Here is a 26,330-nt window from a genome sequence, read left to right as displayed (position 1 = left end):
CACCCATCCCCCCCTCCTTGAAGGACTCCACCCTCCCACCCCGGCGCGCCCACTACTAGCGACTGTGGCGGGCGTTCGGGGGGGGGGGGCCGCGCCCGCCCCCCCACGCCCAGCTGTACTCGCGCAGCACCCGCTGCCTGCCGTTCTCGCCCATCCGCCGCCTGCGCTCCGGGTCGTCCAGCAGCGCGCCGAGCGCCCCGGCGAGCGCTTCGGCGTCCCCGGGCGGCACCAGGTCGGCGCACTCCCCGTCCGGTCCGGCGACCTCCGGGATCGCGCCCGCGCGGCTGGCGACCAGCGGGGTGCCGCAGGACATCGCCTCGACCGTGGGCAGCGAGAAGCCCTCGTAGAGCGACGGCACGCAGGCGATCTCGGCGGAGCCGACCAGCTCGGCGAGCTCCTCGTCGCTGATGCCGCTGACGGTGCGGACCGCGCCGGAGATGTCCAGCTCGTCGATGAGCCGCTCGGTCGGCCCGCCCGGGGTCGGCGAGGCGACGAGAACGAGTTCCACCTCGCGCTCGGTGCGCAGCTTCGCCACCGCCTCCAGCAGCGTGCCGACGCCCTTGAGCGGGGTGTCCGCGCTGGCCATCGCGACGATCCGGCCGGGCACCCGCGGGCGCTCCGGCGGCCGGAACACCTCGTGGTCCACGCCGAGCGGCACCACCCGCAGCCGTCCCGGGTCCACGCCGAAGTCCTCGACGATGTCGCGGGCCGAGGATTCCGAGACGGTGAGCAGTTCGGGGATCCGCCGCGCCACCCGGCCCTGCATCCGCAGGAACCCGTACCAGCGGCGCACCCCGAACCGCCGCCAGCCCTCGGCGGCGGCCAGCTCCAGCCTGCGGTCGTGGGTGATCGGGTGGTGCACGGTCGCCACCAGCGGCAGCCCGGCGCGGCGCAGCCCCAGCAGCCCGTAGCCGAGGCACTGGTTGTCGTGCACCACGTCGAACTCGCCGGCCCGCGCCCGCAGCAGCTTCGCCGCGCGCAGGCTGAAGGTGAGCGGTTCCGGGAAGCCCGCCGACCACATGGTCGCGACCTCCAGCACATCGGTGAGGTCGCGCAGCTCCCGCCAGTGCGGGGTGCGGAACGGGTCGGGTTCCCGGTAGAGGTCCAGGCTCGGCACCCGGGTCAGCTCCACGCCCGGGTCCAGGTCCGGGTACGGCGGGCCGGAGAACACCTCGACGCGGTGGCCGAGCCCGACCAGTTCGCGGCTCAGGTTCCGGACGTAGACGCCTTGCCCGCCGCAGTGCGGCTTGCTCCGGTACGACAGCAGCGCTACTCGCACGAATTCACCTCGCAGGGCCGCCGCGGCACGCAACGGGTAGAGTGGAACATGTTCTCATCCAGGCATGCGGCCGGCGCAGCCCCGCCGGGAGGGACGCCGCCCCCGCGGGCGGCGCAGCGAGACCGACGCACGAGAGGACCGACCTCATGAACGCCATGCCGCGACGCGGTGCCGCGAGCAGCGCGGCCAGCCTGCTGGCCGACGACCAGGGCGGCTCGGCGGCGCAGAACGCGCGTCGCAAGCGGATCATCGACGCCACCATCGCCCTCGCGGGCAAGGGCGGTTACGAGGCCGTGCAGATGCGCGCGGTGGCCGAGAAGGCCGACGTGGCGCTGGGAACGCTCTACCGGTACTTCCCGTCCAAGATCCACCTGTTGGTGACCGGCCTGGCCCGCGAGTTCGAGCGGTCGCTGGACCGGCTGGACCGCAGCAAGATCCCCGGCGACACCCCGTACGACCGGGTGCTGCACGTGCTGTCCCGCACGACCCGCACCATGCAGCGCAACCCGCAGTTGACCGAGGCGATGACGCGGGCGTTCATGTTCGCCGACACCTCGGCGGCCAACGAGGTCGACGCGGTCGGCGCGCTGACCGAGGCGCTGTTCAGCGGGGCGATGACCACCGGCGACGAGGAGCCGACCGACGAGCAGCGCGCGATCGCCCGCGTGATCGCGGACGTGTGGCTGTCCAACCTGGTCGCCTGGGTGACCCGCCGCGCCTCGGCGACCGACGTGGCGAACCGGCTGGAGCTCACGGTTCGCCTGCTGCTGCGCTGAAACCCGGCGCGCGCTGTGCCGCCGTCCCATCAGGCCTGCCGGTAGCGGTCGACACCGTCCGATGTGGACCGGCGCAGGCGGCCGCGCTCCACCAGCACGTCCAGGTGCGCCAGGGTCTCGCCGACGGCCAGGATCCGGTTGAACTCGTCCAGGTCGGCGAAGGCCCGCTCCCGGCGGGTCCAGCCGAGCACGCCCGCGACCTCGAAGCCGGTCGCCGCGCCCGCGAGCACGGCGGCCGCGGTCTGGTCGAGGCGCCGCTCGTGGTGGTCGAGGAGTTCGGCGACCCTGGCGTGCGCGCTGCCGGTGACCGGTCCGTGCGCGGGCAGCAGCCGCAGGTCCGGCAGCTCGCCGACCAGCCGCAGCGAGCTCAGGTAGTCACCGAGCGGCAGCGGGGTGCGGGCGGCCTCCAGCCCGATGGACGGCGTGATGTGCGGCAGCACGTGGTCCCCGGCGAACAGCAACCCGTTCGCCGCGTCGACGAACACGACGTGCCCGCGGGTGTGGCCGGGGGTCTCCAGCACGCGCAGCGTCCGGGAACCGACCCGGACCTCGGCACCGTCGTCGAGCCACTCGTCGGGCTGCTCGTAGTCCTGCTCCGGCCCGCCGCCGACGCCGACGAGCGCGTCGCGCACCATCGCGGCGAGCTCGTCCCCACCGGCGCGTTCCAGCTTGCCGAGCTGCCGGTCCGCGGTGCCGTCCAGCAGCGCCTCCAGCGAGGGGCGTTCGCCCGCGCCGAGGGCGATGGTGGCGCCGGTCTCGGCGCGCAGCCGCACCGCGAGGGTGTAGTGGTCCCGGTGCAGGTGGGTGACCAGGAACCGGCGCACGTCGCCGATCCCGCGCTCCAGCAGCCCGAGGCCGCGCTCCAGCGCTTCGCGGGCCTCCGGCAGCGCCCACCCGGCGTCGACGAGCGCCAGCCCGTCGCCGTCCTCCAGGGCGTAGACGTTGACCGCGCGCAGCCCGTCGCCGGGCATGGGCAGCGGGATCCGGTGCACCCCGGGCGCGACCTCGAACGCCCCGGGTTCGATCCACTCGTGCCGCCCGCGCGCCACGTCCACTTCCACCAACCGAACCTCCCGGATGACGACCTCGCCCCTGGCAAGGTAAACGTGAAATGTCCTCAGAAGGTCACGTGCGGTCTAGAACACACCTCCCGGGCGGGCTCCGGAGCACGGTCCGGACCGGCGCAACGCCCTCCGGCCGGGCGCGCGGCCCCGCCCGCACCCGGCCGACCAGCGATGGCTCCGCCGAGCAGGAATCCTGACATCCGATCGGTGATCCGCGCCACGTGGCCCCGGCCGCGCTAGTCGCCGAGCCGTTCGAGGACGGTGACGTTCGCGGTGCCGCCTCCCTCGCACATCGTCTGCAGGCCGTAGCGGCCGCCGGTGCGCTCCAGCTCGCCCAGCATCGTCGCCATCAGCTTCGTCCCGGTCGCGCCCAGCGGATGCCCGAGCGCGATCGCGCCGCCATTCGGGTTGACCTTCGCCGGATCCACGTCGATCTCCCGCTGCCAGGCCAGCACCACGCTCGCGAACGCCTCGTTGATCTCCACCACGTCCAGGTCGGACGCGGACAGCCCCGCCTTCCGCAGCGCGTGCCGGGTGGCCTCGATCGGCGCGGACAGCATCAGCACCGGGTCGTCGCCGCGCACGCTCAGGTGGTGGACGCGGGCCCGCGGGCGCCAGCCGTGCGCGGCCACCGCCCGCTCCGAGGCCACCAGCAGCGCCGAGGCGCCGTCGGAGAGCTGGCTGGACACCCCGGCGGTGAGCAGCCCGTCCGGCCGCAGCGGCCGGAGCGCGGCCAGCTTCTCCGGCCCGGTGTCGCGGCGCGGCCCCTCGTCCCGCTCCACCCCGGCGACCGGCACCAGCTCGGCGTCGAAGCGGCCCTCGTCGATCGCGGCGATCGCACGGCGGTGGCTGCGCAGCGCGAACTCCTCCATGTCGGCGCGCGAGACGCCCCAGTGCCGCGCGATGAGCTCGGCGCCCTGGAACTGGGTCACCTCGGCGTCGCCGTAGCGCCGCTGCCAGCCGTGCGAACCCGAGTCCGGTCCGTAGGCCACCGGGAAGTCCAGGCCGTCCGCGGCGCGCAGCGCGCTGCCGATCGGGATGGCGCTCATGTTCGCCACCCCGCCCGCGACGACCACGTCCGCGGTGCCGCTGAGCACCGCCTGCGCCGCGAAGTGCACCGCCTGCTGCGAGGAACCGCACTGCCGGTCGATCGTCACGCCCGGCACGTGCTCCGGGAAGCCGGCGGCGAGCCAGCCGGTGCGGGCGATGTTGCCCGCCTGCGCGCCGACCGCGTCCACGCAGCCCCACACCACGTCGTCCACTTCGCCGGGGTCGGCACCGGTGCGCCGCACCAGCGCCTGCAGCACGTGCGCGGACAGGTCCGCCGGGTGCACCCCGCTGAGCCCGCCGCCGCGCTTGCCCACCGGGGTCCGCAGCGCGTCGACGATGTACGCCTCGGTCATCTCGCTCCCGTCGTTGCGGCCCTGTTCGGATTCACGCCCCGTAGACCGGTTCCGGTTCGGGGTCGCGGCGCAGCAGGTCGTGCACCACCGCGCCGAGTTCCGCCGGATCGCGGCGGCGGCCCGCGTCGTCGCCGGCGCCGTGGCGCCAGCCGGTCATCAGCCGCACCTCGCCGCCCTGCACCTCGAAGACGCGTCCGGTGACGGCGGCCGATTCGGCGCTGCCGAGCCACACCACCAGCGGGGAGACGTTCTCCGGCGCCATCGCGTCGAAACCTCCCCCGTCCGGGCGGGCCATGTCGGCGGCGAACACCTGCTCGGTCATCCGGGTGCGCGCCGCCGGGGCGATCGCGTTCGCGGTGACGCCGTAGCGGCCGAGCTCGGCGGCGGCGTTCACCGTCAGCGCGGCGATGCCCGCCTTCGCCGCCGCGTAGTTGCCCTGCCCGACGCTGCCGAGCAGGCCCGCGCCGGAGCAGGTGTTCACGATGCGCGCGTCCACCCGCTCCCCCGCCTTCGCGCGGTCCCGCCAGTGCGCGGCCGCGTGCCGCATCGTCGCCGCGTGGCCCTTGAGGTGGACGCGCAGCACCTCGTCCCACTCCTGCTCGGCGAGGTTCACCAGCATCCGGTCCCGCACGAAGCCCGCGTTGTTCACCAGCACGTCCAGCCGCCCGAAGGTCGCCACCGCGCGCGCCACCAGCCGCTCGGCCTGCGCCCAGTCGGCCACGTCGGACCCGTCGGCGACGGCCTCGCCTCCGGCGGCCCGGATCTCCGCGACGACCGCGTCGGCGGCCGCGGCGTCCCCACCACCGCCATCGAGGCCGACTCCGATGTCGTTGACCACCACCGACGCGCCCTGGCGGGCGAACTCCAGCGCGTGGGCGCGGCCGAGGCCGCGCGCCGCACCGGTCACCACGACCACCCTGCCCGCGCAGATTCCCGTCACGGCCACCTCCTGCTCGTCGTCGGGCGCCGATCAGCCCGGCGCCTGGAACCGCTCGGCCAGCCGCGCCAGGTTCGGGTGCGGCTCACCGCCGCCGTGCACGGACAGCACGTCCCCGGTCAGGTAGCCGGCCAGCGGTGAGGCGAGGAACGCGCACAGCGCGCCGACCTCCTCCGGTTCCGCCGGGCGGCCCAGCGGAATCCCCGCCGCGAAGCCGGAATCGCCCGCCGGGACGCCGAAGTGCTCGGCGAAGTTCTCGGTGCTCGCCACGCCCACCGCGACCGCGTTCACCCGCACCGCGGGCGCGAACTCCAGCGCGAGCGTGCGGGTCAGGTTCTCCAGCCCGGCCTTCGCGGCCGCGTAGGCGGCGATGGTGGGCGCGGGCCGCCGTGCCGCCACGCTGCTGATCATGGTGATGGAGCCGCCGGTCTCCCGCAGAGCCGGCCACGCCCGCTGGCTGACCAGCAGCGGTGCCAGCAGGTTCAGCTCGACGACCTTCGCGTGGAACCGCGGCGAGGCGGTGGCGGTGTCCGCGGGCGGCGCGCCACCGGCGTTGTTCACCAGCACGTCGAGCCGGCCCTCCGCGCGCACGATCGCCGCGATCAGCTCGTCCACCTGGTCCGGGTCGCGCACGTCGGCCGCCCGGAATTCGGCCTCCGGCGGCGCCTCCGGTGGGTTCCGGGAGCAGACCCACACCCGGGCGCCCGCCCGCCGCAGCACGGCCGCGATGCCCGCGCCGATGCCGCGGATTCCGCCGGTCACCAGCGCGACCCGGCCGGACAGGTCGATCTCGACGCTCATGGACGCCTCCGGAATTCGTTGCCGCTGCTGGGAAATCCGGTTCCGCTCCGCCTCTGGCGAGGACTTCGCGGCGGTTGCTACCGTACCAGCAACAACCTAACAAGTGCTAGGTTCGGTGATGCCATGACAGTCCGGATCCACCGCCACGACAACGGAATCGCGGTGCTGACCGTCGACCACCCACCGGTGAACGCCCTCCCCGCGCGGGGCTGGCTCGACCTCGCCGAAGCCGTCCGCGCTCAGGGCGCCGATCCCGGCGTCCGGGTGCTCGTGCTGCGGGCCGAAGGCCGCGGGTTCAACGCGGGCGTGGACATCAAGGAACTCGCCGCCGACCCCGGGCACGGCAAGCTGATCGAGGTCAACCGCGGCTGCTACGAGGCCTTCCGCGAGGTCTACGAGTGCCCGGTACCGGTGATCAGCGCCGTGCACGGGTTCTGCCTGGGCGGCGGCATCGGGCTGGTCGGCAACTCGGACGTCGTGCTGGCGAGCGAGGACGCCTACTTCGGGCTGCCGGAGGTGGACCGGGGCGCGCTCGGCGCCGCCACCCACCTGTCCCGGCTGGTGCCGCCGCACTTCGCGCGCGCCATGTTCTACACCGGGCGCACCGCCACGGCGCGGCAGCTCGCCGACTTCGGCTCGGTGTGGGACGTCGTCGAACCCGCGCGGCTGCCCGCGGCGGCGCTGGAACTCGCCGGCGAGATCGCCGCGAAGGACCCGCTGGTCATCCGCAAGGCCAAGGAATCGCTCAACGGCATCGACCCGGTGGACGTGCACCGCAGCTACCGGTTCGAGCAGGGGTTCACCTTCGAGCTCAACCTCAGCGGGGTGTCCGACCGAGCCCGGGAGGAGTTCGTGCACGGCGACTCCCGGCGGGGAGGGTGAGGGCGGTGCGGGACAAGCTGGTGAGCCCCGACGAGATCGCGGGGCGGCTGCGCAGCGGGATGACCATCGGCATCGGCGGCTGGGGTTCCCGGCGCAAGCCGATGGCGCTGGTGCGGGCGATCCTGCGCACCGAGGTGCGCGATCTGACGCTGGTCTCCTACGGCGGCCCGGACGTCGGACTGCTGGCCGCCGCGGGCAGGCTGCGGAAGGTGGTGCACGGGTTCGTGTCGTTGGACTCGATCCCGCTGGACCCGCACTTCCGGGCGGCGCGCCAGCGCGGGGAGCTCGCGGTCGCCGAGTACGACGAGGGCATGGTGCTGGCGGGCCTGCGCGCCGCGGCCGCGCGGCTGCCGTTCCTGCCGACCCGCGCCGGGCTCGGCTCCGACGTGCCCGCGCTCGACCCGGAGCTGCGCACCGTGCGCTCCCCCTACCCGGACGGCGAGGAGCTGCTGGCGATGCCCGCGCTGCGGCTGGACGCGGCGCTGGTGCACCTCAACCGCGCCGACCGGCACGGCAACGCCCAGTACCTCGGGCCCGACCCGTACTTCGACGACCTGATGTGCGCCGCCGCCGACCACGGCTACCTCAGCTGCGAGCGGGTGGTGCCGACCGAGGAGCTGCTGCGAGGCGGGCCGGTGCAGTCGCTGCTGCTGGACCGCACCCACGTGGACGCGGTCGCGGAGACCCCGCGCGGCGCGCACTTCACCTCCTGCGCCCCGGACCACGAGCGGGACGAGGCGTTCCAGCGCCGCTACGCCGCGGCCGCCGCCGACGCGGCGAGCTGGCAGGCGTTCCACGACGAGTTCCTCGCCGGGGACGAACGGTCCTACCAGGCCGCGGTGGACGCGGCGCGGGAGGTGAACGGGTGATGGACGCGACCAGGGCGGAGGTGTGCGCCGCGGCCTGCGCCGACAGCTGGCACGACGCCGGGGAGGTGCTGGCCTCCCCGTTCGGGCTGATCCCCGCGCTCGGCGCCCGGCTGGCCCGGCTGACCACGGCACCGGACCTGCTGCTCACCGACGGGGAGGCGGTGCTGCTGACCGAACCGCCCCCACTGGGCCGCGAATCCGAGGCGGCCACCGCCGAGGGCTGGATGCCGTACCGCCGGGTCCTCGACCTGCTCGCGGGCGGGCGCAGGCGGGTGATGATGGGCGCCACCCAGATCGACCGGTACGGCAACCAGAACATCTCCCGGATCGGGCCGTGGGAGCGGCCGAAGGTGCAGCTGATCGGGGTGCGCGGGGCGCCGGGCAACAGCGTCAACCACGTCACGAACTACTGGGTGCCGAAGCACGGCGAGCGGACCTTCGTGGAACGCGTCGACCTGGTCTGCGGTGTCGGGCACGACCGGGCCACCGGTGCCGCCGGCCGGTTCCACGACGTGCGGGTGGTGGTCACCGACCTCGCGGTGCTCGACTTCGCCGGGCCGGACCGGACGATGCGGCTGCGCTCGGTGCACCCGGGCGTGACCGTGCGGGAGGTGCGGCAGCGCACCGGGTTCGAGCTGGACACCTCGGCGGTCGCCGAGACCCGGCTGCCGTCGGCCGAGGAGCTGGAGCTGATCCGCGGCAGGCTGGACCCGGACGGGCTGCGGCACCGGGAGGTGCCCGCGTGAGCGCGCCGCGGCTGGACACCGCGCTGTGCCGGTTGACCGGGGTGCGCCATCCGATCGTGCAGACCGGGATGGGCTGGGTCGCGGGCCCGCGGCTCGTGTCGGCGACCGCGGAGGCGGGGGCGCTCGGCATCCTCGCCTCCGCCACGATGAGCCGCGAGCGGCTGGCCGCCGCCATCCGGGAGGTGCGGGAGCGCACCGACCGGCCGTTCGGGGTGAACCTGCGCGCCGATGCCGCCGACGCCGAGCAGCGGGTGGACCTGCTCATCCGCGAACGGGTACCGGTCGCCTCGTTCGCGCTGCTGCCCGCCGAACGGCTCGTCGGCAAGCTCAAGGACGCGGGCATCGTGGTGATCCCCTCCGTCGGGGCGCGCAGGCACGCCGAGAAGGTCGCGGCGTGGGGCGCGGACGCGGTGCTGGTGCAGGGCGGCGAGGGCGGCGGGCACACCGGCCCGGTCGCCACCACCGTGCTGCTGCCGCAGGTGCTCGACGCGGTGGACCTGCCGGTGATCGCCGCGGGCGGGTTCTTCGACGGGCGCGGGCTGGCCGCCGCGCTCTGCTACGGCGCGGCCGGGATCGGCATGGGGACCCGGTTCCTGCTCACCCGCGACAGCCCGGTGCCGGACGAGGTGAAGCGGCGCTACCTCGCCGCGGGCGCGCACGAAGCGCTGGTGACCGCGCGGGTGGACGGGATGCCGCACCGGATGCTGCGCAGCGCGCTCACCGACACCGCCGAATCCCGGTGGCGGCGGCTGCCCGGCGCGTTGCGGCGGGCGGCGGCGTTCAAGGCGAGCAGCGGGCTGACCTGGCGCGCGATGCTCGCCGAAGGCCGGTCGATGCGGCGCCGCCGCGAGATGCCGTGGAGCGCGGTGCTGCTGGCCGCCAACACGCCCGCGCTGATCGAGGCGGGACTGGTGCGCGGCGACACCGAGGCCGGGGTGCTGCCCGCCGGGCAGGTGGTCGGCGCGCTCGACGAGCTGCCCGGCTGCGCGGAGCTCGTGGCGCGGATCGTCGCGGACGCCACCCGCGTGCTCGGTGAGACCGCCGCGCGGGTCACGCCCGCGGCGCCATGATCCCCTCGCACAGCAGCGTCACGTGCTGGTCGGCGATCACCTGGGCGTTCAGCCTGCCGCGCGGGTTGTACCAGTGCACCGTGGTCCACACCGTGTCCCGGATGAACCGGTAGGCGATCTTGACATGCAGGTCGTCGCGGAACACGCCGTCCCGCTGCCCCTGCTGCAGCACCTTGGTCCAGGTGCGCTCGAAGTCGTTGCCCGCCCGGCGCAGGTAGGCGAAGCGGTCGAACTGCGCCAGGTGCTTCGCCTCGTTCTGGTAGATCGTCACCGCCGAGCGGTACCGGTCCATCGCCTGGAACGAGCGCCGCACCAGCTCGGTGATGGTGGTCCGCGGGTCGTGGTCCTCGCGCAGCACCTCGGCGTAGAGCTCCTGCTGGTAGCCGAGGAATTCGCGGAGGATCTCGTCGACCATCGACTCCTTGGAGTCGAAGTGGTGGTAGAGGCTGCCGGACAGGATGCCGGCGGCGTCGGCGATCTCGCGGACGGTGGTGACCACGAAGCCGCGCCGCGCGAACAGGTCGGCGGCGATCGCGAGCAGTTCCGCCCGCCGCCGCGACCCGGTCGCCGCCACGTCCCCGGCCGAGCGCTTGCTTCCCACCATCCCACCATCCTCTCACCACCCCGGGGCGGTGCTCGTTCGCCGGGTCTCAGGGGTGCTGGCTGCTGACCGAGAGGACCTCTCCGGTCAGGTAGGTGGCGTAGTCGGAGGCGAGGAACACGATGGTGTTCGCGACCTCCCAGGGCTCGGCGGAGCGGCCGAACGCCTCGCGGGATTCGAGTTCCGCGAGCAGCGGCGCGGAGGTGACCTTCGCCAGGTGCGGGTGCAGCACCAGGCTCGGCGCCACCGCGTTGACCCGGACGCCGAACTCGGCGGCGTCGAGGGCGGCGCACCGGGTCAACGCCATCACCCCGGCCTTCGCGGCCGCGTAGTGCGCCTGCCCGGCCTGCGCGCGCCAGCCGACCACCGAGGCGTTGTTCACCACCACTCCCCCGCCGCCGGCGTCCCGGAAGTGCCGGATCGCGGCGCGGGTGCAGCGGAACGTGCCGTTGAGGGTGATGTCGAGGACGCCGTCCCACTGCTCGTCTGTCATGTCCTGGATCGCGGCCGTGCCGCCGAGCCCGGCGTTGTTGACGACCACGTCCAGCCGGCCGAACTCGGCGGTGGCGGCGGCGAACAGGTCCGCCACCTGCTGCTCGTCGGTGACGTCGCAGGGCACGGCGAGCACCTGCGCGCCCGGCAGCTCGGCGAGTTCGGCGCGGGTGGCCTCCAGCCGCCGTTCGTGCCGGTCGCTGAGCACGACCCGGGCGCCTTCGCGCAGCATCCGGCGGGCGGTGGCCGCGCCGATCCCCGTTCCCGCGGCGGCGGTGACGAGCGCGGTCCGGCCGGTCAGCAGCGCGTGCGGGGCGGGTTCGGCGGGAGCGGTCACGGCCGGGCCTCCTTCGGCAGGCCGAGCACCCGCTCGGCGATGATGGTGCGCTGGATCTCGTTGGAGCCGCCGTAGATCGTGTCGGCGCGGGAGAACAGGAACAGCCGCTGCCCCTCGTCGAGCTCGTAGGGCGCTCCGGCGGCGACCAGCCCGCAGGCTCCCGCGACCTCCACGGCCAGTTCGCCGAGGCCGCGGTGGAAGGTCGCCCAGTGCAGCTTCGCGATGGAGGCCTCCGGCCCGGCCGTGCCCTCGGCGACGCCGGTGAGGGTGCGCAGCGCGGTGAACCGCATGACCTCCAGCCCGATCCACGCCCGGGTGATCTTGTCGCGCAGCACGGGGTCGTCCATCGCCCCGTTGCGGCGGGCGAGGTCGGTGATGCGTTCCAGTTCGCGCCGGAACACCACCTGCTGGTCGATGGTGCCGACGCCGCGTTCGAAGCCGAGGGTGCCCATGGCGACCCGCCAGCCGTCGCCGACCTCGCCGACGACGTGCTCGGCGGCGGTGCGGGCGCCGTCGAAGAACACCTCGTTGAACTCGGAGGTGCCGGTGAGCTGCACGATGGGCCGCACCTCGACGCCCGGCCGGTCCATCGGCAGCAGCAGGCAGGACAGCCCGCGGTGGCGCTGCCCCGGCGGCCCGGTGCGGGCGAGCAGGAAGCACCAGTCCGCCTGGTGCGCCAGCGAGGTCCACGTCTTCTGCCCGTCGATCACCCAGTCCGGCCCGTCGCGGCGCGCCCTGGTGGACACGTTCGCCAGGTCGGAACCGGCCGAGGGTTCCGAGTAGCCCTGGCACCACAGCTCGCGGACCGCCACGATCTCCGGCAGGAACCGGCGGCGCTGCTGCTCGGTGCCGAAGGCGATCAGCGTGGGCCCGAGCAGTTCCTCGCCGACGTGGCCGACGCGCACCGGTGCCGCGGCCCGCGCGTACTCCTCGTGGAAGATCACCTGCTGCGCGGTGGAGGCGCCGCGGCCGCCGTGCTCCACCGGCCAGCCCAGGCAGGTCCAGCCGCCGTCGGCGAGCAGCCGGTCCCAGGCCAGCCGGACCTCGAACGCCTCGTGCTCGCTTCCCGGGCCGCCGAGCCCGCGGGCGTCGGCGAACTCGCCGGTGAGGTGGTCGCCGAGCCAGTCGCGGACCTCGCGGCGGAACGCCGCTTCGGCCGGGCTGTCGGTGAGGTCCATCCGAGCACCGCCTTCCACCGGGTCGCGATTCGGATTCTCCAGCAGTGCCCGGGAAAATCAACCCCTACCAAGCACTTGCTAGTGTCGGCTAGCCTCGGGTGGCCGGGCGACTCCCGCGACGAGGAGCAGACGATGGCCGACGACGAACCGGTGGTGCGCTACGAGCGGGTCGAGCGGACCGCCGTGGTGACGATGAACCGGTCGCGGTACCGCAACGCGCAGAACTCCGCGATGACCTACGCGCTCGACGACGCGTTCTACCGGGCCTGCGCCGACGACGAGGTCGGGGTGATCGTGCTGGCCGGGGCGGGCGAGCACTTCTCGGCGGGCCACGACATCGGCTCCCCCGGCCGGGACGCGGACGTGGACTTCGAACGCCGCGCCGGGCTGTGGTGGGGCCACGTCGGCCGGTCCGGCGGGGAGTCCCGCTTCGCCCGCGAGCAGGAGGTGTACCTGGGCATGTGCCGCCGCTGGCGGGAGATGCCGAAACCGGTGGTCGCGAGCGTGCAGGGCGCGTGCGTCGCGGGCGGGCTGATGCTGGCGTGGGTGTGCGACCTGATCGTGGCCACCGAGGACGCGTTCTTCGCCGATCCGGTGGTGCGGATGGGGATTCCGGGCGTCGAGTACTTCGTGCACCCGTGGGTGCTGGGGCCGCGGGTGGCGAAGGAGCTGCTGTTCACCGGCAGGCGGTTGAGCGCGCGGCGGGCGCACGAGATCGGCATGGTCACCGAGGTGGTGCCCCGCGACCGGCTCGCCGAGACCTCGCTGGCGCTGGCCGCCGAGGTGGCGGCGATGCCCCGGTTCGGGCTGGCGCTGGCGAAGAAGGCCGTCAACCAGGCCGAGGACCTGATGGGCAGGCACAGCGGCCTCGATTCGGCGTTCGGGTTGCACCACTTGGCGCACGCGCACAACGCCGAGGTCGGCGGCGACTCGCTGGCCGGCATGGACGCGAAGGGCATGAAGCGGGCCGCCGACGACGACCCGCCCCGCTGAACCGGAGGGCGCGGTGGATCTGACGTTCGCAGCCGAGGACCTGGCGTTCCGCGACGAGGTGCGGGCGTGGCTCGCGGCCAACCTGCCCCCGGAACCGCTGCCGTCGCTGGAGACCGAGCGCGGTTTCGCCGCGCACCGCGAGTGGGAGCGCGCCCTGCACGCGGCGCGGCTGTCGGTGGTGTCCTGGCCGGTGGAGTTCGGCGGCCGCGACGCGTCCCTGGTGCGCTGGCTGCTGTTCGAGGAGGAGTACCACGCGGCCGGGGCGCCGGGCCGGGTCGGGCAGAACGGGATCTTCCTGCTGGCGCCGACGATGTTCGAGCACGGCACGCCGCGGCAGCGCGAGCGCTACCTGCCCCGGATGGCGTCCGGGGAGGAGGTCTGGGCGCAGGCCTGGTCCGAACCCGAGGCGGGCAGCGACCTCGCCGGAATCCGCAGCCGGGCCCACCGGGTGCCGGGCGGCTGGCGGTTGTCCGGGCAGAAGACGTGGAGTTCGCGGGCCGCGTTCGCCGACCGCGCGTTCGGGCTGTTCCGCAGCGACCCGGACGCGCAGCGGCACCGCGGGCTCACCTACTTCCTGTTCCCGCTGGACGCCGAAGGCGTCGTGGTGCGCCCGATCCCCCGGCTGGACGGGAAGCCCGCGTTCGCGGAGATCTTCCTGGACGAGGTGTTCGTGCCGGACGAGGACGTGCTCGGCGGTGTCGGCGAGGGCTGGCGGGTGGCGATGAGCACCGCGAGCAGCGAACGCGGCCTGTCGCTGCGCAGCCCCGGCCGGTTCCTGGCGGCGGCCCGGCGGCTGGTGCGGGTGTGGCGGGAGCGCGGTGCGGACCGGGATGCGCGGGACGGGGTGGTGTCCGCGTGGCTCGGCGCGCAGGCCTACCGGCTGGCGACCTTCGAGGCGGTGACGAAGGTGCTGGGCGGCGCGCGGATCGGCGCGGAGGCGAGCCTCACCAAGCTGTTCTGGTCCGAGCTGGACATCGCGCTGCACGAGACGGCGCTGGACCTGCTCGGCCCGGACGGGGAGCTCGCCGCCGATTCCCCGGCCGCACCGGACGGCGGTGCCTGGGCCGAGGGGCACCTGTTCGCGCTGGCCGGGCCGATCTACGCGGGCACCAACGAGATCCAGCGCAATGTCGTCGCCGAGCGGCTGCTCGGCCTGCCCCGGGAGCCGCGATGAGGTTCACCCGCACCACCGCGCAGGAGGACATGGCCGAGTCGTTGCGCGCACTGCTGGCCGATGTCGGCGGAACCGCGCTGGCACGGGCCTGGTCGGACGGGGACGCGGCGCCGTGGTGGCGCTGCTGGGGGCGGCTGGGCGAACTGGGCGCGTGCGGGGTCGCGGTGCCCGGCGAGTTCGGCGGGCTCGGGCTGGGTGCGGTGGAGACCGCGGTGTGCCTGGAGGAGTTCGGGTACGCGGGGCTGCCCGGGCCGATGGTGGAGACCGTCGCGGTCGCACCCGCGCTGCTGGCGGGCAGCGCCGATCAGCACCGGCTGCCGGAGCTCGCCGCGGGGCGGGCGGTGCTGGCGGTCGCGTTCGACGAGCTCGTGCCGCGCGCGCTGGACGCCGACGTGGCCGCGGCCACCTACCGCTGCGCCGGGACGCGGGTGCTCCGCGCGGACCCGGTCGGTGCGCCGGAGCGGTCGGTCGATCCGGTGCGGCGGCTGTGGGCGCTCGGGGCGGCCGGCACCGCGGTGGCCGGGGCGCGTCCGGCCGCCGCGTTCGACGCCGGGGTGCTGGGGTGCGCGGCGCAGCTGCTGGGTGCGGGGCGGCGGTTGCTGGACGACTCGGTGCGGCACGTGCGGGACCGCCACCAGTTCGGCAGGCCCGTGGGGAGCTTCCAGGCCGTCAAGCACCACCTGGCGGACGTGGCGCTGCGGCTGGAGTTCGCCCGGCCGCTGCTGCACGGGGCGTGCCTGTCACTGGACGCCGGTGCGGGGCACACGGCGCGCGACACGTCGGCCGCGAAGCTCGCCGCGGCCGAGGCCGCGCACCTGGCCGCGCGCACCGCGCTGCAGGTGCACGGCGCGATCGGCTACACCGCCGAACACCCGCTGCACCTCTGGACGCTGAAGGCCACCGCACTGCGCGCCGCCTGGGGCGATCCCGCCTGGCACCGCCGACGCATCGCCGACGCCCTAGCGGCCGGAAGCACCGCCGACATCGGAACCCGCAGTTGAACTCCTGCCACGAGACGGGGCGTCCTGTCGGTTTCCCCTCAGCGGCGAAGCCGCTGAGCGGCGACCACCAGAGCAAGCCGACCACCCGCGGGTTCTCAGCGGTTCCCTCGCGAGGACAGCGATTTCCCTCGTGGCGGAGCCACTTGGGAAATCGATCCCGCAGCGAGGGAACCGCTGAGGTTCCGCCACCCCAGTGCTACACAACGAAAGCGGAGAAAGGAACAACAAAGTGCACTTCGCGTTCAGTGCGCAGCAGGAGGACCTCCGGCTGACCGTCCGCGCCCTGCTGGACCAGGACGGCGGCCCGCACGTGCCCGCGCCGCCACCGGCGCCCGCCCCGCTCGGGCACGACCCGGAGCTGTGGCGGCGGCTCGGCGCGGAGATCGGCGCCGCCGGGCTCACCGTCCCCGAGGAGCACGGCGGCAGCGGCGCCACCCTCGTCGAGAGCTGCCTCGTCGCCGAGGAGCTGGGCCGCAGGCTCGTGCCGTCCCCGTTCGTCGGCGGCACCGCGCTCGCCGTCGAAGCGCTGCTGACCGCGGGCGACTCGGCGGCCGCCGGCCGGCTGCTGCCGGGTATCGCCGCCGCCGACCGGCTGGTGGCGCTCGCGTGGGCCGAACCGGAGAACTGGTGGCAGGACACGGGATTCGCCACCACTGCGCGGCTCGACGCGGGCACGTGGCGGCTGGACGGGCGCAAGAGCTTCGTGCTCGACGGCGCGCGGGCGGACGCGTTCCTGGTCGTCGCGACCGCCCCGGACGGGCCCGCGCTGTTCGAGGTGGCGGCGGAGCCGGCAGCGGTGCTGCCGCACCCGGCCGTGGACCCGACCCGGCCGATGTGCGCGCTGGAGCTGTCCGCGGCGCCGGCCGCGCCGATCGGGCCGGCCGGGCCGGTGCTGGCGCGCTGCCGGGACGCGGCGGCGGTGCTGCTGGCGGCCGAGTGCGTGGGCGCCGCGGACCGGTGGCTCGGCGAGATCGTCGGCTACGTGCAGACCCGGGTGCAGTTCGGCAGGCCGATCGGCTCGTTCCAGGCGATCAAGCACCGGCTCGCCGACCTCTACGTGGCGGTGGAGTCGGCGCGCTCGCTGTCGTACGCGGCGAGCTGGGCGGTCGGCACCCGCGACGAGCGCGGGCCCGCGTGGGCGGCGATGGCCAAGTCGCTGTGCTGCGAGACCTACCAGGACGTGGCGGCCGAGGGCATCCAGCTGCACGGCGGTCTCGGGATCACCTGGGAGCACGAGGCGCACCTGCACCTGAAACGAGCCCACGGCGCCGCGCACCTCTTCGGCACCCCCCGCAGCCACCGCCGCCGCCTCGAAGCACTCCACCACCGCATCGCAGGCCCGTGAACCCGCCAGGCAGGTCGTGCCGTTCTCCTGCCAGCGGCGGAGCCGCCGGGGTTCCGCCACCCGGGGGCACCGACAAGCTCATCACCGCGGAGGCAGCGGGAGGGGCGGGGCGGTGGTGGGCACCGGGACCGCGTCGGGAACGGGGGCGCGGGGAACGTTGGCGGAGCCGCGGACGTTGGTGGGGCCGTCCGGCGGTTCGGCGCAGTGGATGTCCGGGTTCGCCGGGATCGGCGTGACGTCGTCGCCGGGGCGGCGTTCGGTTCCCTCGTAGCCCTTCTCGCAGGCCAGCGGGTTGAAGAAGTTGAGCACCACGCCCAGGTGCCCGCGCCCGTCGCCGTCCTGCGCGCTGTGGCTGGCCGCCGACATCATCGGCATCGCCACCAGCACGTTCTCCAGCGCCGGGCCGCGGACGTCGAGCAGCCGCGCGGTGGTGAGCAGGTTCGCGGTGGTCGCGGCGAGACCGGTGCCGCTGTCGCGCAGCAGGCCGTCGAGCTGTTCGGCGGCCGGTGGGGCGACGTCGGCGAGCCGCCGCAGGTCCGGGTCGGAGGCGCGCAGCTGTTCGGCGACCTGGCGCAGGCCGCGGCTGAACTCGATGATCTGTCCGGATTGCTGCTGCTGGGTGCGCAGCACCACGTCGGAGTTCGCCAGCAGCGCGGTGGTGCTCGGCAGGTTGCGGTCGGCGGCGGCGATGAGCGATCCGGTGCTGTCCAGCATCCGCTGCAGGTGCGGCCCGGTGCCCTGCAGCGCGGTGCCGGATTCCTCGACGACGGTGCGCAGCGCGTCCAGCGGCACGTCCGCGACGAGCCGGTCCAGGTTCAGCAGCAGCGATTCCGGCGGGGGCGGGAGTTCGGCGCGCTCGGCGGGGATCACCGACCCGTCCCGCAGCACCGGCCCGTGCTCGTCGTCGGGCCGCAGGTCGAGGTACTGCTCCCCCACCGCCGAGCGGTTCGCCACCGCCGCGCGCGCGTCCGCGGGGATCGGCGGGGCGGCGGAGTCGATGTGCAGGTCCAGCGCCGCTCCGCGGTCGGTGAGCCGCACCCCGGTGACCCGCCCGACGGCCACTCCCCGGTAGGTGACCTCCGAGTTGGTGAACACCCCACCGGTGTCGGGCACCTCCACCACGACGGCGTAGCCGCCCGCCCCGACCAACCGGTCCAGTCCCGCGTAGCGGGCGCCGGTGAACCCGATGCCGACGACGGCGATGAGCAGGAACAGCCCCAGCCGGATCGTCGTGGCCCTGCTGAACATCACGGCCCCCCGAGCGGTAGCGGTGCGCCCGAGTCGGAGATCCCGGGCAGCGGCAGCAGCGGCCCGCTGCTGTTCGACAGGTTGCCGAGCACGCTGGTCAGGTCCAGGTCGAGGTCCACGTCGACGTTCACGAAATCGCCCTTGAGCGGGACCATCGCGTTCTCCGGGAACGGGTAGCTGGCCAGGTAGCCGATGGCCTTCGGCAGGTCGGTGCCCGCCTTCGCGAGTTCGCGCAGCGTCGGCGCGAGCGCGTCGAGGTCGGCGACCAGGTCGTCCCGGCTCGCGTCGGCCGTGCGCACCGCGACCTGGGAGAACCGGTCGAGGGCCCGCAGCATTCGCACCAGGTCGCCGCGCTGCCGCTCCAGGACGCGCAGTCCGGGTTCGAGCCCGTCCAGGCCGGTGGTGAGGTCGTCGAGCTGTCCGCGCAGGTCGGCGGAGAGCCGGTTCAGCCCGTCGAGCGCGCGGGTGATGTCCTGCTTCTGCTCGTCCAGCCGGGACACCGCTTCGTCCACTCGGGACAGCAGCGAGCGCACCTGCGGTTCGTTGCCGCCGAGCGCGCGGTCCAGTTCCTCGACGATGCCGTTGAGCTGCGCGACGCCGCCGCCGTTGAGCAGCAGGGACAGCGCGCCGAGCACCTCTTCGACCTGCGGGTTGCGGTCGGTGCGCTCCAGCGGGATCTCCGCGCCGTCGCGCAGCGGGCCGCCCGCGGGTTCGGCGGGCCGGGCGAGCTCGACGAACTTCTCCCCCAGCAGGCTGGATTGCCGCAGCCGCGCTTCGGCGTTGGCGGGCAGCCGCACGTCCCCGTTGACGACGAGGGTGACCACGGCGGTCGCGTTGTCGGGGGCGAGCCCGATGCCGCGGACCTTCCCGACCGGCACGTCGTCCACCTTCACCCCGGCTTGCGGCACCAGGTCGAGGACGTCGGCGAACCGCACCCGCACCTCGTACGGGTGGTCGCCGAGGTCGGCGCCGCCGGGCAGCGGCGCGTCCTGCACCGAGGCGCCGCAACCGGTGACCAGCAGCAGCGCGCAGCAGCCGAGCGCCCGGCGCATCACGGGCCACCGAGGCCGAGCGGCAGCGGCGGGAGCTCCCCGCGGGAGAGGTGGTCCACCGCTTCCCCGGGCGAGGGCAGCGGGACGGCACCGTCGAGCACCCCGGCCAGCCCCGCGCAGGTCCGCCCCAGCTCCGGCGGGACCTGCGCCCGCGCCGCGGATTCCAGCAGCTTGCACACCAGCAGCACCGGCGGGAACGTCAGCTCGTTGATGTTGGCGCGGACCGCGACGGTGCCGGAGGCGGCGTCGTAGGCGTTGATGAAGTTGCTCATCCCGGTCGGGGCGATGTCGAGGACTTCGCCGAGCGCTTCCCGCTGCTCCACCAGCGCCCGGGTCACGTCGGCGAGCTGGTCCACGTTGGCGGTCACCGATTCCCGGTTGTCCCGCACGAACCCGTCGAGTTCGGTGAGCGCGGCCGTCAGCGAGCTCAGCGCGGCGGCGGTCTGCTGCCGCTCGTCGGCGAGGAACCCGGAGACGTCGGCGAGCCGGGTGTGGAAGTCCCGCACCTGCGCGTCGTTGGCGGCCAGCGTCGCGGTGAACTCGTTGAGGTGGTCGACGGTGGCGAACAGGTCGTCGTGCGAGCCGTCGAGGGTGGCCGACAGTTCGCCGAGCCGCCGCACCGTCTCGTTCAGCTTCGCCCCGTTGCCGTCGAGGTTCGCCGCGGCGGTGCCGAGCAGGTCCGACAGCGCCCCGTCCCGGTTGGCGCCGTCCGGCCCGAGGGCTTCGGTGAGCGCGTTGGCGCTGCGGTACAGGTCGTCGAGGTCGGCGGGGACCATCGTGCGGTCGGTGCCGAGCACCGCGCCGGGGGCCAGCTCCGGGCCGCCCTCGTAGGCGGGGGTGAGCTGCACGTACCGGTCGCTGACGAGGCTCGGCGCCACCACCACCGCGCCCGCCGCGGCGGGGACGCGGAGCTCGCGGTCCACGCTCAGCTCCACCCGCACCCGGCCACCTTCGGGCCGCACCGAGGTGACGCGGCCGACCTCGACGCCCAGCACCCGTACCGACGACTGCGGGTACAGGCCCACGGCCCGCTCGAAGTAGGCGGTGATGCGGGTGCCGGGGTCGCGCAGCACCCACCACAGCGCGCCGCTGAGCAGCAGCACCAGCACGCAGCCGAAGGCGAGCAGCGCCGTCGCCGGTCTCCGGTTCATCGTCCACCTCCGCGGAGGTCGCAGCCGTGCGGGTTGATCTGCAGCGGGCCGGCGTCCACGGTCGGCGGCACCAGCCCGCACAGGTAGCCGTCGAACCAGTGCCCGTTGCCGACGGTGTTGTTGAACCCGGTCACGTAGGGCCGCAGCGCGGCGATGGTGGCCGCCACCTGGTCCTGGTTGCGCTGCAGCATGGCGGTGACCTGCTGCAGCTCGCGCAGCGCCGGGTTCAGCCGCTGCTGGTTGTCGGCGACGAGCCCGCGCAGCTGCGCGGAGACCTCCTGGGTGCCGCGCAGCAGCGAGCCGATGGCGTCGCGGCGGCGTTGGAGTTCGCCGAGCAGCAGGTTCCCGTCACCGACGAGCCGGGCGACCTGCGCGTCGCGGTCGGCGGCGATGCCGCTGACGTCGGCGGCGTGGTGCAGCAGGTCGGCGAGCTGCTCGTCGCGGGAGGCGATGGTGCGGGACAGGGCGGCGAGCCCGTCCACGGCGCCGCCGAGGTGCTGCTCCCCGCCGCGCAGGCTCTCGGACAGGACCTGGAAGCTGCGGGCGAGCTGGTCGGTGTCGACCCGGCCGGTGCTGCGGGCGACCTGGTCGAGGGCGTCGGGGATGTCGAAGGGCACCTCGGTGCGGGCGTCGGGGATGGTGCGGTCCGGGTCCTGCGGGTGCGCGCCGCCGGGACGCAGCGCCAGGTTCTTCGCGCCCAGCAAGGTCTTCAGCTGGATGGACACCGTGCTGCGGTCGCCGACGGGGACGTCCTCGACGCGGAACCGCACCAGCACCCGGTTCCCGTCGAGGCCCACCTCGGTGACCTCGCCGACGCGGACACCGGCGACCTCCACGTCGTCGCCCGCGGCGAGCCCGGCGGATTCGGTGAACCGCGCCGAGTAGGTGGTGCCGCCGCCGAGCAGCGGCAGTTCGTTCGCGAAGAACGCCAGCAGCGTCACGGCGGTCAGCAGCCCGAGGGCGACGACGCCGACGGTGGCCTGGTCGCGGTCGCGCAGCGCGGTGCTCATGGGCGGCACCTCTCGGGCATCCGGGTCGGGGGCAGCGGCAGCACCTGGGCTCGCACGTCGAGCCCGGAGATGCCGACGGTTCCGGTGAGGCGGCACAGGTAGAAGTTGAACCAGCTGCCGTAGCTCACCGTGCGGGTCAGCGAGTCGAGGCGGCCCGGCAGCGTCCGCAGGTCGTGCTCCAGCTGCGGCAGCCCGGCGTTCAGGTTCGCCGACAGGTCGCCGAGCGCGGCCACGTCCTCGCGCAGCGGCGGCCGGACGTCGCGCAGCAGCCCGGCGGTGGTGCCGGTGAGCTCGTCGAGGGCGGCGACCGCGTCACCGACGGGTTCGCGCTGCGCGGCGAAGCCGCTGACGAGGCGTTGCAGCGCGTCGACGAGCCCGGCGAGTTCCGGTCCGCGGGCGCCGACCTGGGCGAGCACGGCGTTGAGGTTGTCGATCACCTGCCCGATCACCTGGTCCTTCTCGGCGAGCGTCCCGGTCAGCGACGCGGTGTGCGCGAGGATGCTCTGCACGGTGCCGCCTTCCCCTTGCAGCACCTGGACGAGCTCGCCGGAGAGCCGGTTGACGTCACCCGGTTCGAGGGCGCGCAGCAGCGGCTGGAACCCGTTGAACAGCGCGGTGAGGTTCAGCGCCGGCCGGGTCTGGGCGACGGGCAGCACCGCGTCGGCGGGCAGCACGGCTTCGCCGGGGTCGAGGGCCGCGTCGAGCGCGAGGTAGCGCTGCCCGGCGAGGTTGCGGTACTTCACGGTGGCGATGGCGTCCGCGGGCAGCCGCCGCGCCGCGTCCACCTGGAACCGGGCCAGCGCGCGGCGCCCGTCGATCACCTCCAGCGAGGTGACCTGCCCGACCCGCACCCCGGCGATGCGGACCTCGTCGCCTTCGCCGAGCCCGGAGGCGTCGTCGAACTCGGCGGCGTAGCCGGTGGTGGACCCGACGTCGGAGGCGGCGATGGTCATCGCGAGCAGCCCGGTGAGCAGCCCGGTGACGAGCGTGAACAACGACAGCTTGACCAGCGGTGCGGTGAGTCCGGCCCTCATCGCAGGGTCACCTCCGCTCCGCGGTAGACGGGTCCGACGAGCACGCTGCTCCAGTCCGGCACGTCGCCCGGGGTGCGGTGCAGCTCGGGCGCGAGCAGCGCGGCGACCAGGTCGCGTTCGGCGGGCGAGTTCACCAGCGGCCCGTCCGCGGACTGCGCGCTGGTGGCGGCGGGCTGCTGCTCCCCCGGCCCGTTCGGCGGCGGCGGATGGGTGGAGCCGTCGCGCAGCGGCCCGCCGGGCGGGTACTGCGGGAAGCGGTCCGGCGGTTCGACCCACGGGTAGCAGCGCGGGCCGCGGGTGTCCTCGTAGCGGGGCGTGTCGACGCCGGGCAGGTACTTCCCGCGGCTGCCGGTGATCTCGATGGTGACCTTCTGCATCGGGTTCGCGTCGCCCGCGCCGAACGCCCGCTCGGCGATGGGGATGCTGCGGGTGAGCTGGTCGAGCACGCAGCCGTACTGCGGCGCGTACCGGGCGAGCAGGTCCACTGTGGACCGCGAGTCGGCGGCGAGCCGGATCAGGTTGTCCCCGTTGGCTTCCAGGAACCGGGTCGCGTTCTCCGCGGTGACGGCGGTGGTGTTCCAGACTTGCTCGAACGAGTCGCGCCGTTCCGCGATCGTGCCGCTGGTGGTGGTGAGGTCCCGCATCGCGCGCAGCAGGTCGGGTGCCGCCTCGTGGTAGGTGCGGGCGACGTCGTCGACGCGGCCCAGCACCGACCGCAGCCGCGGCAGCGACGGGTTGAACCGGGCGAGGTAGCCGTCGAGGTCGCGCAGCGTGGTCCCGAGCTGCGTGCCACGCCCGTCCAACGCCTGCGACACCGCGTTCAGCGTGGCGGCGAGCTGCTGCGGCCGCACGGCTTGCAGCAACGGCAGCAGGTCGTCGAGGACGCGTTCCACCTCGATGGCGGCGGAGCTGCGGTCCTGCCCGATCACGTCCCCGGCGACCAGGTGCGGGCCGGTGCCCGGGCCGGTGTGCGCGAGGGACACGTAGCGCTCCCCGAACAGCGTCTTCGGCAGCAGCCGCGCGGTGGTGTCGGCGGGGATCCGCTCGGCCATCTCCGGGCGCAACGCCAGGTCCAGCTCGGCGCGGTCCGGCCCGGGGCGCACCGCGCGCACCTCGCCGACGAGCACGCCGCGCACCTTCACGTCCGAACCGGCGCGCAGCTCGTTGCCCGCCCGGTCGGTGTGCAGCACGACCGGCACCACCGGCGTGAACGACTTCCGGTAGAAGCCGATCATGCTGGTGAAGAACAGCGCGGACACCAGCAAGAACACCAGCCCCAGCAGCTGGTGCCCGCGCCGGTCCCGCCGCGCCCGCCTCATCCGGCGATCCGCACGGTCGTGGTGGAACCCCAGATCGCCAGGCTCAGGAAGAAGTCCAGCACCGCCACCAGCACGATCGAGGTGCGCACCGCCCGCCCCACCGCGATGCCCACGCCCGCGGGCCCGCCGCGCGCGGTGTAGCCGTAGTAGCAGTGCGTCAGGATCACCACGAGGCTGAACACCAGCACCTTCCCGAACGACCACAGCACGTCCTGCGGCGGCAGGAACAGGTGGAAGTAGTGGTCGTAGGTGCCCGCCGACTGCCCGTAGAACCACACCGTGATCTGCCGCGACGCGAAGTAGGAACCGAGCAGCCCCACCACGTACAGCGGGATCACCGCAGCGAGCCCGGCCAGCACCCGGCTGGTGACCAGGTACGGCACGGTGCGCACGCCCATCACCTCCAGCGCGTCGATCTCGTCGGAGATGCGCATCGCGCCGAGCTGCGCGGTGAACCCGCAGCCGACCGTCGCCGACAACGCCAGGCCCGCCGACAGCGGCGCGACCTCGCGGGTGTCGAAGTAGGCGGCGATGAACCCGGTCAGCGCGGAGGTGCCGAGCTGGTCCAGCGAGGAGTAGCCCTGCAACCCGACGATCGCGCCGGTGCACACCGTCATCCCGATCATCACGCCGAGCGTGCCGCCGATGACGGCGAGCGCGCCGCTGCCGAACATCACCTCGGTGAGCAGCCGCCCCGTCTCCCGCGGGTACTTGCGCAACGTCAACGGCGCCAGCGCCAGCGCCCGCAGGTAGAACGCCAGCTGCCACCCGAGCCCGGCGAGCGCGTCGCCGGGGCGGGAGAACAGCAGCGCGAACCGGCGCCGCCACGGCGTCGGCGGCGGCAGGTACTGCTCGGTCGCGACCATCACAACTCCTTCGGCGGAACGAGTTGCAGGTAGATCCCGGTGATCACCAGGTTGATCGCGAACAGCAGCAGGAAGGTGATCACCACGGCCTGGTTCACCGCGTCGCCCACGCCCTTCGGCCCGCCGGCCGGGTGCAGGCCCCGGTAGGCGGCGACCACCCCGGCCACGAACCCGTAGATCAGCGCCTTGAGCTCGCTGACGTAGAGGTCGGGCAGCTGCGCGAGCGCGTTGAAGCTGGCCAGGTAGGCGCCGGGCGTGCCGCCCTGCAGCACCACGTTGAAGAAGTAGCCACCCGCCACGCCCACCACGCTCACCAGCCCGTTGAGCAGCAGCGACACGAACACGGCACCGAGCACGCGCGGCACGATCAGCCGGTGCACCACGGAGACGCCGAGCACTTCCATCGCGTCGATCTCCTCGCGGATGGTGCGGGCGCCGATGTCCGCGCACACCGCCGAACCGCCCGCCCCGGCCACCAGCAGCGCGGTGATCAGCGGGCTGGCCTGCTGCAGGATGGACAGCGCGCTGGCCGCGCCGGTGAACGACTGGGCGCCGATCTGCTGGGTCAGCGACCCGAGCTGCATGGCGATCACCGCGCCGAACGGGATGGCCACCAGCGCGGTCGGCAGGATGGTGACGCTCGCGAACAGCCACGCCTGCTGCACCCACTCCCGCACCTGGAACGGGCGCCTGGGCACGGCGCGCAGCACTTCCCAGGACAGCGTGGCGAGCCTGCCGACCTGGGCGAAGGCGGCGCTCGCGGGGACGCGGTGGCTGGAGCCGGGCGAGTTCACGGCGACTCCCCGCCCGCGCGGCGGCACCGCACCACTTCGACGCCCATCGCTGCACCACCTCGTCGTCGCGCTCGCGTCGGGTCCTGCCCGCGGCGGCACCGCGGGCGACCTGCTCGGTCCCCGCCGGTGCCCGACCCGGCGGGCCCGGCGGCGGGGTCATCTGGCCAGGGAATGCGTTGCGGTGGCACCTCCGTCCGCGACGAACTCGGCGCCGGTGCAGTAGGAGCTGTCGTCGCTCGCCAGGAACGCCACCAGGTTCGCGACCTCCTCGGGCCGCCCGACGCGGCCGAGGGCGAGCCGGGCGGCGGCGAAGTCGTCCAGCGCGGCGCCCACCTGCGCGCGCACCATCGCGGTGTCGATCACGCCGGGGTGCACCGAGTTGACCCGGATGCCGCGGTGGCCGAGCTCCAGCGCGGCCACCTTCGTCATGCCGCGCACCGCGAACTTGCTCGCCGAGTAGGCGATCGAACCGGCCATCCCGGCCAATCCCTCGACCGAGGAGACGTTGATGATGGAGCCACCGTCGCGCATCGACCGCTGCACCGCCCGCATGCCGAGGAAGGCGCCGAACTGGTTGACCCGCACCACCCGCTCGAAGTCGGCGGGTTCTGTCTCGGCCAGCGGCGCCAGGTGCAGCACGCCCGCGTTGTTCACCAGCACGTCCACCGGGCCGAACGCGTCCTCGGCGGCCGCGACGGCACCGTCCCACCCGGCCTCGTCGGTGACGTCGAGGTGCCGGAACCGGGCGTCCGCCCCGAGTTCGGCGGCCAGCGCCCGCCCCTCCTCGTCGGCGACGTCGCCGAGCAGCACCCGCGCGCCCGCGGCGCCCCGGCGCCCCGCCCCCCCCCCCCCCGGGGCCCCCCCCCCCCCCCCGGCCCCGGCGGGGTTTTGGGGGCATCCGCCGGGAT

General features: G+C 74.4%; 26 protein-coding genes. 9 read left to right on the top strand and 17 right to left on the bottom strand.

From position 1 onward, the window contains the following. Positions 1 to 55: 55 nt before the first annotated feature. Positions 56 to 1,279: a glycosyltransferase family 4 protein gene (locus LCD33_RS11680; protein ID WP_224977827.1), complete on the bottom strand. Its 1,224-nt coding sequence runs from the start codon at positions 1,277 to 1,279 to the stop codon at positions 56 to 58. 155 nt (positions 1,280 to 1,434) lie between these two features. Here LCD33_RS11680 and kstR point away from each other — a divergent pair, with 155 nt between their 5' ends. Further along, entirely contained in the window at positions 1,435 to 2,055 is a 621-nt protein-coding gene (gene kstR, locus LCD33_RS11675) for a cholesterol catabolism transcriptional regulator KstR (RefSeq protein WP_373690079.1), read from the top strand. 29 nt (positions 2,056 to 2,084) lie between these two features. Here kstR and LCD33_RS11670 read toward each other — a convergent pair whose 3' ends face one another. The 4 genes from LCD33_RS11670 to LCD33_RS11655 all read right to left on the bottom strand — a co-directional run bounded on the left by LCD33_RS11670 (position 2,085) and on the right by LCD33_RS11655 (position 6,260). Further along, complete coding sequence (locus LCD33_RS11670) at positions 2,085 to 3,116, bottom strand: MBL fold metallo-hydrolase (protein ID WP_224977826.1); 1,032 nt, start codon at positions 3,114 to 3,116, stop codon at positions 2,085 to 2,087. Between the two features lie 239 nt (positions 3,117 to 3,355). Next, positions 3,356 to 4,522, bottom strand: a complete 1,167-nt coding sequence (locus tag LCD33_RS11665; RefSeq protein ID WP_224958856.1) for an acetyl-CoA C-acetyltransferase — start codon at positions 4,520 to 4,522, stop codon at positions 3,356 to 3,358. 31 nt (positions 4,523 to 4,553) lie between these two features. Further along, entirely contained in the window at positions 4,554 to 5,462 is a 909-nt protein-coding gene (locus tag LCD33_RS11660) for an SDR family oxidoreductase (protein ID WP_224958855.1), read from the bottom strand. A gap of 30 nt (positions 5,463 to 5,492) precedes the next feature. Beyond that, positions 5,493 to 6,260 (bottom strand): SDR family oxidoreductase, encoded by a 768-nt coding sequence (locus LCD33_RS11655; RefSeq protein WP_224968133.1) that lies wholly within the window; start codon positions 6,258 to 6,260, stop codon positions 5,493 to 5,495. 123 nt (positions 6,261 to 6,383) lie between these two features. Here LCD33_RS11655 and LCD33_RS11650 point away from each other — a divergent pair, with 123 nt between their 5' ends. Genes LCD33_RS11650 through LCD33_RS11635 form a run of 4 tightly spaced genes read left to right on the top strand, consistent with a single transcriptional unit; the run spans position 6,384 to position 9,827 of the window. After that, positions 6,384 to 7,142: an enoyl-CoA hydratase family protein gene (locus LCD33_RS11650; protein ID WP_224958853.1), complete on the top strand. Its 759-nt coding sequence runs from the start codon at positions 6,384 to 6,386 to the stop codon at positions 7,140 to 7,142. A gap of 5 nt (positions 7,143 to 7,147) precedes the next feature. Further along, positions 7,148 to 8,011 (top strand): CoA transferase subunit A, encoded by an 864-nt coding sequence (locus LCD33_RS11645; RefSeq protein ID WP_224958852.1) that lies wholly within the window; start codon positions 7,148 to 7,150, stop codon positions 8,009 to 8,011. Further along, on the top strand, positions 8,011 to 8,757 hold the full coding sequence (locus LCD33_RS11640) for a CoA-transferase subunit beta (RefSeq protein WP_224977825.1): 747 nt from the start codon (positions 8,011 to 8,013) through the stop codon (positions 8,755 to 8,757). Before LCD33_RS11645 ends, LCD33_RS11640 begins: the two co-directional genes overlap by 1 nt. An 11-nt stretch (positions 8,758 to 8,768) precedes the next feature. Then, on the top strand, positions 8,769 to 9,827 hold the full coding sequence (locus tag LCD33_RS11635) for a nitronate monooxygenase family protein (RefSeq protein WP_224968137.1): 1,059 nt from the start codon (positions 8,769 to 8,771) through the stop codon (positions 9,825 to 9,827). Here LCD33_RS11635 and LCD33_RS11630 read toward each other — a convergent pair. The 3 genes from LCD33_RS11630 to LCD33_RS11620 are packed head-to-tail and all read right to left on the bottom strand — an operon-like array spanning position 9,808 to position 12,435. Then, positions 9,808 to 10,431 carry a TetR/AcrR family transcriptional regulator gene (locus LCD33_RS11630; protein WP_224968129.1) on the bottom strand — a complete coding sequence of 208 codons (624 nt, stop codon included), beginning with the start codon at positions 10,429 to 10,431 and terminating at the stop codon, positions 9,808 to 9,810. The two genes, LCD33_RS11635 and LCD33_RS11630, sit on opposite strands and share 20 nt — an antisense overlap. Positions 10,432 to 10,477: 46 nt before the next feature. Further along, the gene (locus LCD33_RS11625; protein WP_224977824.1) at positions 10,478 to 11,257 is read right to left on the bottom strand and encodes an SDR family oxidoreductase; all 780 of its coding nucleotides are present in this window, start codon (positions 11,255 to 11,257) and stop codon (positions 10,478 to 10,480) included. Next, entirely contained in the window at positions 11,254 to 12,435 is a 1,182-nt protein-coding gene (locus LCD33_RS11620; protein ID WP_224958846.1) for an acyl-CoA dehydrogenase family protein, read from the bottom strand. The genes LCD33_RS11625 and LCD33_RS11620 overlap by 4 nt, the downstream gene beginning before the upstream one ends. A 132-nt stretch (positions 12,436 to 12,567) precedes the next feature. Between LCD33_RS11620 and LCD33_RS11615 the strand changes: the two genes are divergently transcribed. The 4 genes from LCD33_RS11615 (at position 12,568) to LCD33_RS29375 (ending at position 16,948) form a co-directional block, all read left to right on the top strand. Then, on the top strand, positions 12,568 to 13,428 hold the full coding sequence (locus tag LCD33_RS11615; RefSeq protein WP_224977823.1) for an enoyl-CoA hydratase: 861 nt from the start codon (positions 12,568 to 12,570) through the stop codon (positions 13,426 to 13,428). Between the two features lie 13 nt (positions 13,429 to 13,441). Beyond that, entirely contained in the window at positions 13,442 to 14,602 is a 1,161-nt protein-coding gene (locus tag LCD33_RS11610) for an acyl-CoA dehydrogenase family protein (RefSeq protein ID WP_224958844.1), read from the top strand. Further along, positions 14,599 to 15,603, top strand: a complete 1,005-nt coding sequence (locus tag LCD33_RS11605) for an acyl-CoA dehydrogenase family protein (RefSeq protein ID WP_224977822.1) — start codon at positions 14,599 to 14,601, stop codon at positions 15,601 to 15,603. The genes LCD33_RS11610 and LCD33_RS11605 overlap by 4 nt, the downstream gene beginning before the upstream one ends. 229 nt (positions 15,604 to 15,832) lie before the next feature. Continuing rightward, positions 15,833 to 16,948, top strand: a complete 1,116-nt coding sequence (locus LCD33_RS29375; RefSeq protein ID WP_224969090.1) for an acyl-CoA dehydrogenase family protein — start codon at positions 15,833 to 15,835, stop codon at positions 16,946 to 16,948. Between the two features lie 81 nt (positions 16,949 to 17,029). On the opposite strand, the gene LCD33_RS11595 is transcribed toward LCD33_RS29375, so the two are convergent. From LCD33_RS11595 to LCD33_RS11555, 9 genes are all read right to left on the bottom strand, one after another. Further along, positions 17,030 to 18,196, bottom strand: a complete 1,167-nt coding sequence (locus tag LCD33_RS11595; RefSeq protein ID WP_224977821.1) for an MCE family protein — start codon at positions 18,194 to 18,196, stop codon at positions 17,030 to 17,032. Beyond that, positions 18,196 to 19,248 (bottom strand): MCE family protein, encoded by a 1,053-nt coding sequence (locus LCD33_RS11590; RefSeq protein WP_224963293.1) that lies wholly within the window; start codon positions 19,246 to 19,248, stop codon positions 18,196 to 18,198. Before LCD33_RS11590 ends, LCD33_RS11595 begins: the two co-directional genes overlap by 1 nt. After that, complete coding sequence (locus LCD33_RS11585; protein WP_224977820.1) at positions 19,248 to 20,399, bottom strand: MCE family protein; 1,152 nt, start codon at positions 20,397 to 20,399, stop codon at positions 19,248 to 19,250. The genes LCD33_RS11590 and LCD33_RS11585 overlap by 1 nt, the downstream gene beginning before the upstream one ends. Continuing rightward, positions 20,396 to 21,409, bottom strand: a complete 1,014-nt coding sequence (locus LCD33_RS11580) for an MCE family protein (protein WP_224967732.1) — start codon at positions 21,407 to 21,409, stop codon at positions 20,396 to 20,398. Before LCD33_RS11580 ends, LCD33_RS11585 begins: the two co-directional genes overlap by 4 nt. Beyond that, positions 21,406 to 22,443, bottom strand: a complete 1,038-nt coding sequence (locus tag LCD33_RS11575; protein WP_224967729.1) for an MCE family protein — start codon at positions 22,441 to 22,443, stop codon at positions 21,406 to 21,408. Before LCD33_RS11575 ends, LCD33_RS11580 begins: the two co-directional genes overlap by 4 nt. Further along, on the bottom strand, positions 22,440 to 23,762 hold the full coding sequence (locus LCD33_RS11570) for an MCE family protein (RefSeq protein ID WP_224967727.1): 1,323 nt from the start codon (positions 23,760 to 23,762) through the stop codon (positions 22,440 to 22,442). The genes LCD33_RS11575 and LCD33_RS11570 overlap by 4 nt, the downstream gene beginning before the upstream one ends. Further along, a complete protein-coding gene (locus LCD33_RS11565; RefSeq protein ID WP_224958592.1) occupies positions 23,759 to 24,628 on the bottom strand; it encodes an ABC transporter permease in 870 nt (289 codons plus the stop codon). Before LCD33_RS11565 ends, LCD33_RS11570 begins: the two co-directional genes overlap by 4 nt. Further along, positions 24,628 to 25,422: an ABC transporter permease gene (locus LCD33_RS11560; protein ID WP_224958591.1), complete on the bottom strand. Its 795-nt coding sequence runs from the start codon at positions 25,420 to 25,422 to the stop codon at positions 24,628 to 24,630. The genes LCD33_RS11565 and LCD33_RS11560 overlap by 1 nt, the downstream gene beginning before the upstream one ends. Positions 25,423 to 25,578: 156 nt before the next feature. Then, positions 25,579 to 26,330 (bottom strand): SDR family oxidoreductase (locus tag LCD33_RS11555; RefSeq protein ID WP_374228454.1); only part of this gene is annotated, 752 nt, incomplete at its 5' end.

It is taken from the genome of Saccharopolyspora sp. 7B, assembly GCF_020177435.1.
GTDB lineage: Bacteria > Actinomycetota > Actinomycetes > Mycobacteriales > Pseudonocardiaceae > Saccharopolyspora_C > Saccharopolyspora_C gregorii.
The sequence above is the reverse complement of the archived record's forward strand: the minus strand, read 5'-3'. Positions and strand labels throughout refer to the sequence as shown.

Excerpts from the sequence above, each read along its gene's own strand:
- kstR (WP_373690079.1), top strand. The coding sequence starts at position 1,435 with ATGCCGCGACGCGGTGCCGCGAGCAGCGCGGCCAGCCTGCTGGCCGAC.
- LCD33_RS11665 (WP_224958856.1), bottom strand. The coding sequence starts at position 4,522 with ATGACCGAGGCGTACATCGTCGACGCGCTGCGGACCCCGGTGGGCAAG.
- LCD33_RS11655 (WP_224968133.1), bottom strand. The coding sequence starts at position 6,260 with ATGAGCGTCGAGATCGACCTGTCCGGCCGGGTCGCGCTGGTGACCGGC.
- LCD33_RS11650 (WP_224958853.1), top strand. The coding sequence starts at position 6,384 with ATGACAGTCCGGATCCACCGCCACGACAACGGAATCGCGGTGCTGACC.
- LCD33_RS11640 (WP_224977825.1), top strand. The coding sequence starts at position 8,011 with ATGGACGCGACCAGGGCGGAGGTGTGCGCCGCGGCCTGCGCCGACAGC.
- LCD33_RS11630 (WP_224968129.1), bottom strand. The coding sequence starts at position 10,431 with ATGGTGGGAAGCAAGCGCTCGGCCGGGGACGTGGCGGCGACCGGGTCG.
- LCD33_RS11620 (WP_224958846.1), bottom strand. The coding sequence starts at position 12,435 with ATGGACCTCACCGACAGCCCGGCCGAAGCGGCGTTCCGCCGCGAGGTC.
- LCD33_RS11615 (WP_224977823.1), top strand. The coding sequence starts at position 12,568 with ATGGCCGACGACGAACCGGTGGTGCGCTACGAGCGGGTCGAGCGGACC.
- LCD33_RS11605 (WP_224977822.1), top strand. The coding sequence starts at position 14,599 with ATGAGGTTCACCCGCACCACCGCGCAGGAGGACATGGCCGAGTCGTTG.
- LCD33_RS11595 (WP_224977821.1), bottom strand. The coding sequence starts at position 18,196 with ATGTTCAGCAGGGCCACGACGATCCGGCTGGGGCTGTTCCTGCTCATC.
- LCD33_RS11590 (WP_224963293.1), bottom strand. The coding sequence starts at position 19,248 with ATGCGCCGGGCGCTCGGCTGCTGCGCGCTGCTGCTGGTCACCGGTTGC.
- LCD33_RS11585 (WP_224977820.1), bottom strand. The coding sequence starts at position 20,399 with ATGAACCGGAGACCGGCGACGGCGCTGCTCGCCTTCGGCTGCGTGCTG.
- LCD33_RS11580 (WP_224967732.1), bottom strand. The coding sequence starts at position 21,409 with ATGAGCACCGCGCTGCGCGACCGCGACCAGGCCACCGTCGGCGTCGTC.
- LCD33_RS11575 (WP_224967729.1), bottom strand. The coding sequence starts at position 22,443 with ATGAGGGCCGGACTCACCGCACCGCTGGTCAAGCTGTCGTTGTTCACG.
- LCD33_RS11570 (WP_224967727.1), bottom strand. The coding sequence starts at position 23,762 with ATGAGGCGGGCGCGGCGGGACCGGCGCGGGCACCAGCTGCTGGGGCTG.
- LCD33_RS11565 (WP_224958592.1), bottom strand. The coding sequence starts at position 24,628 with ATGGTCGCGACCGAGCAGTACCTGCCGCCGCCGACGCCGTGGCGGCGC.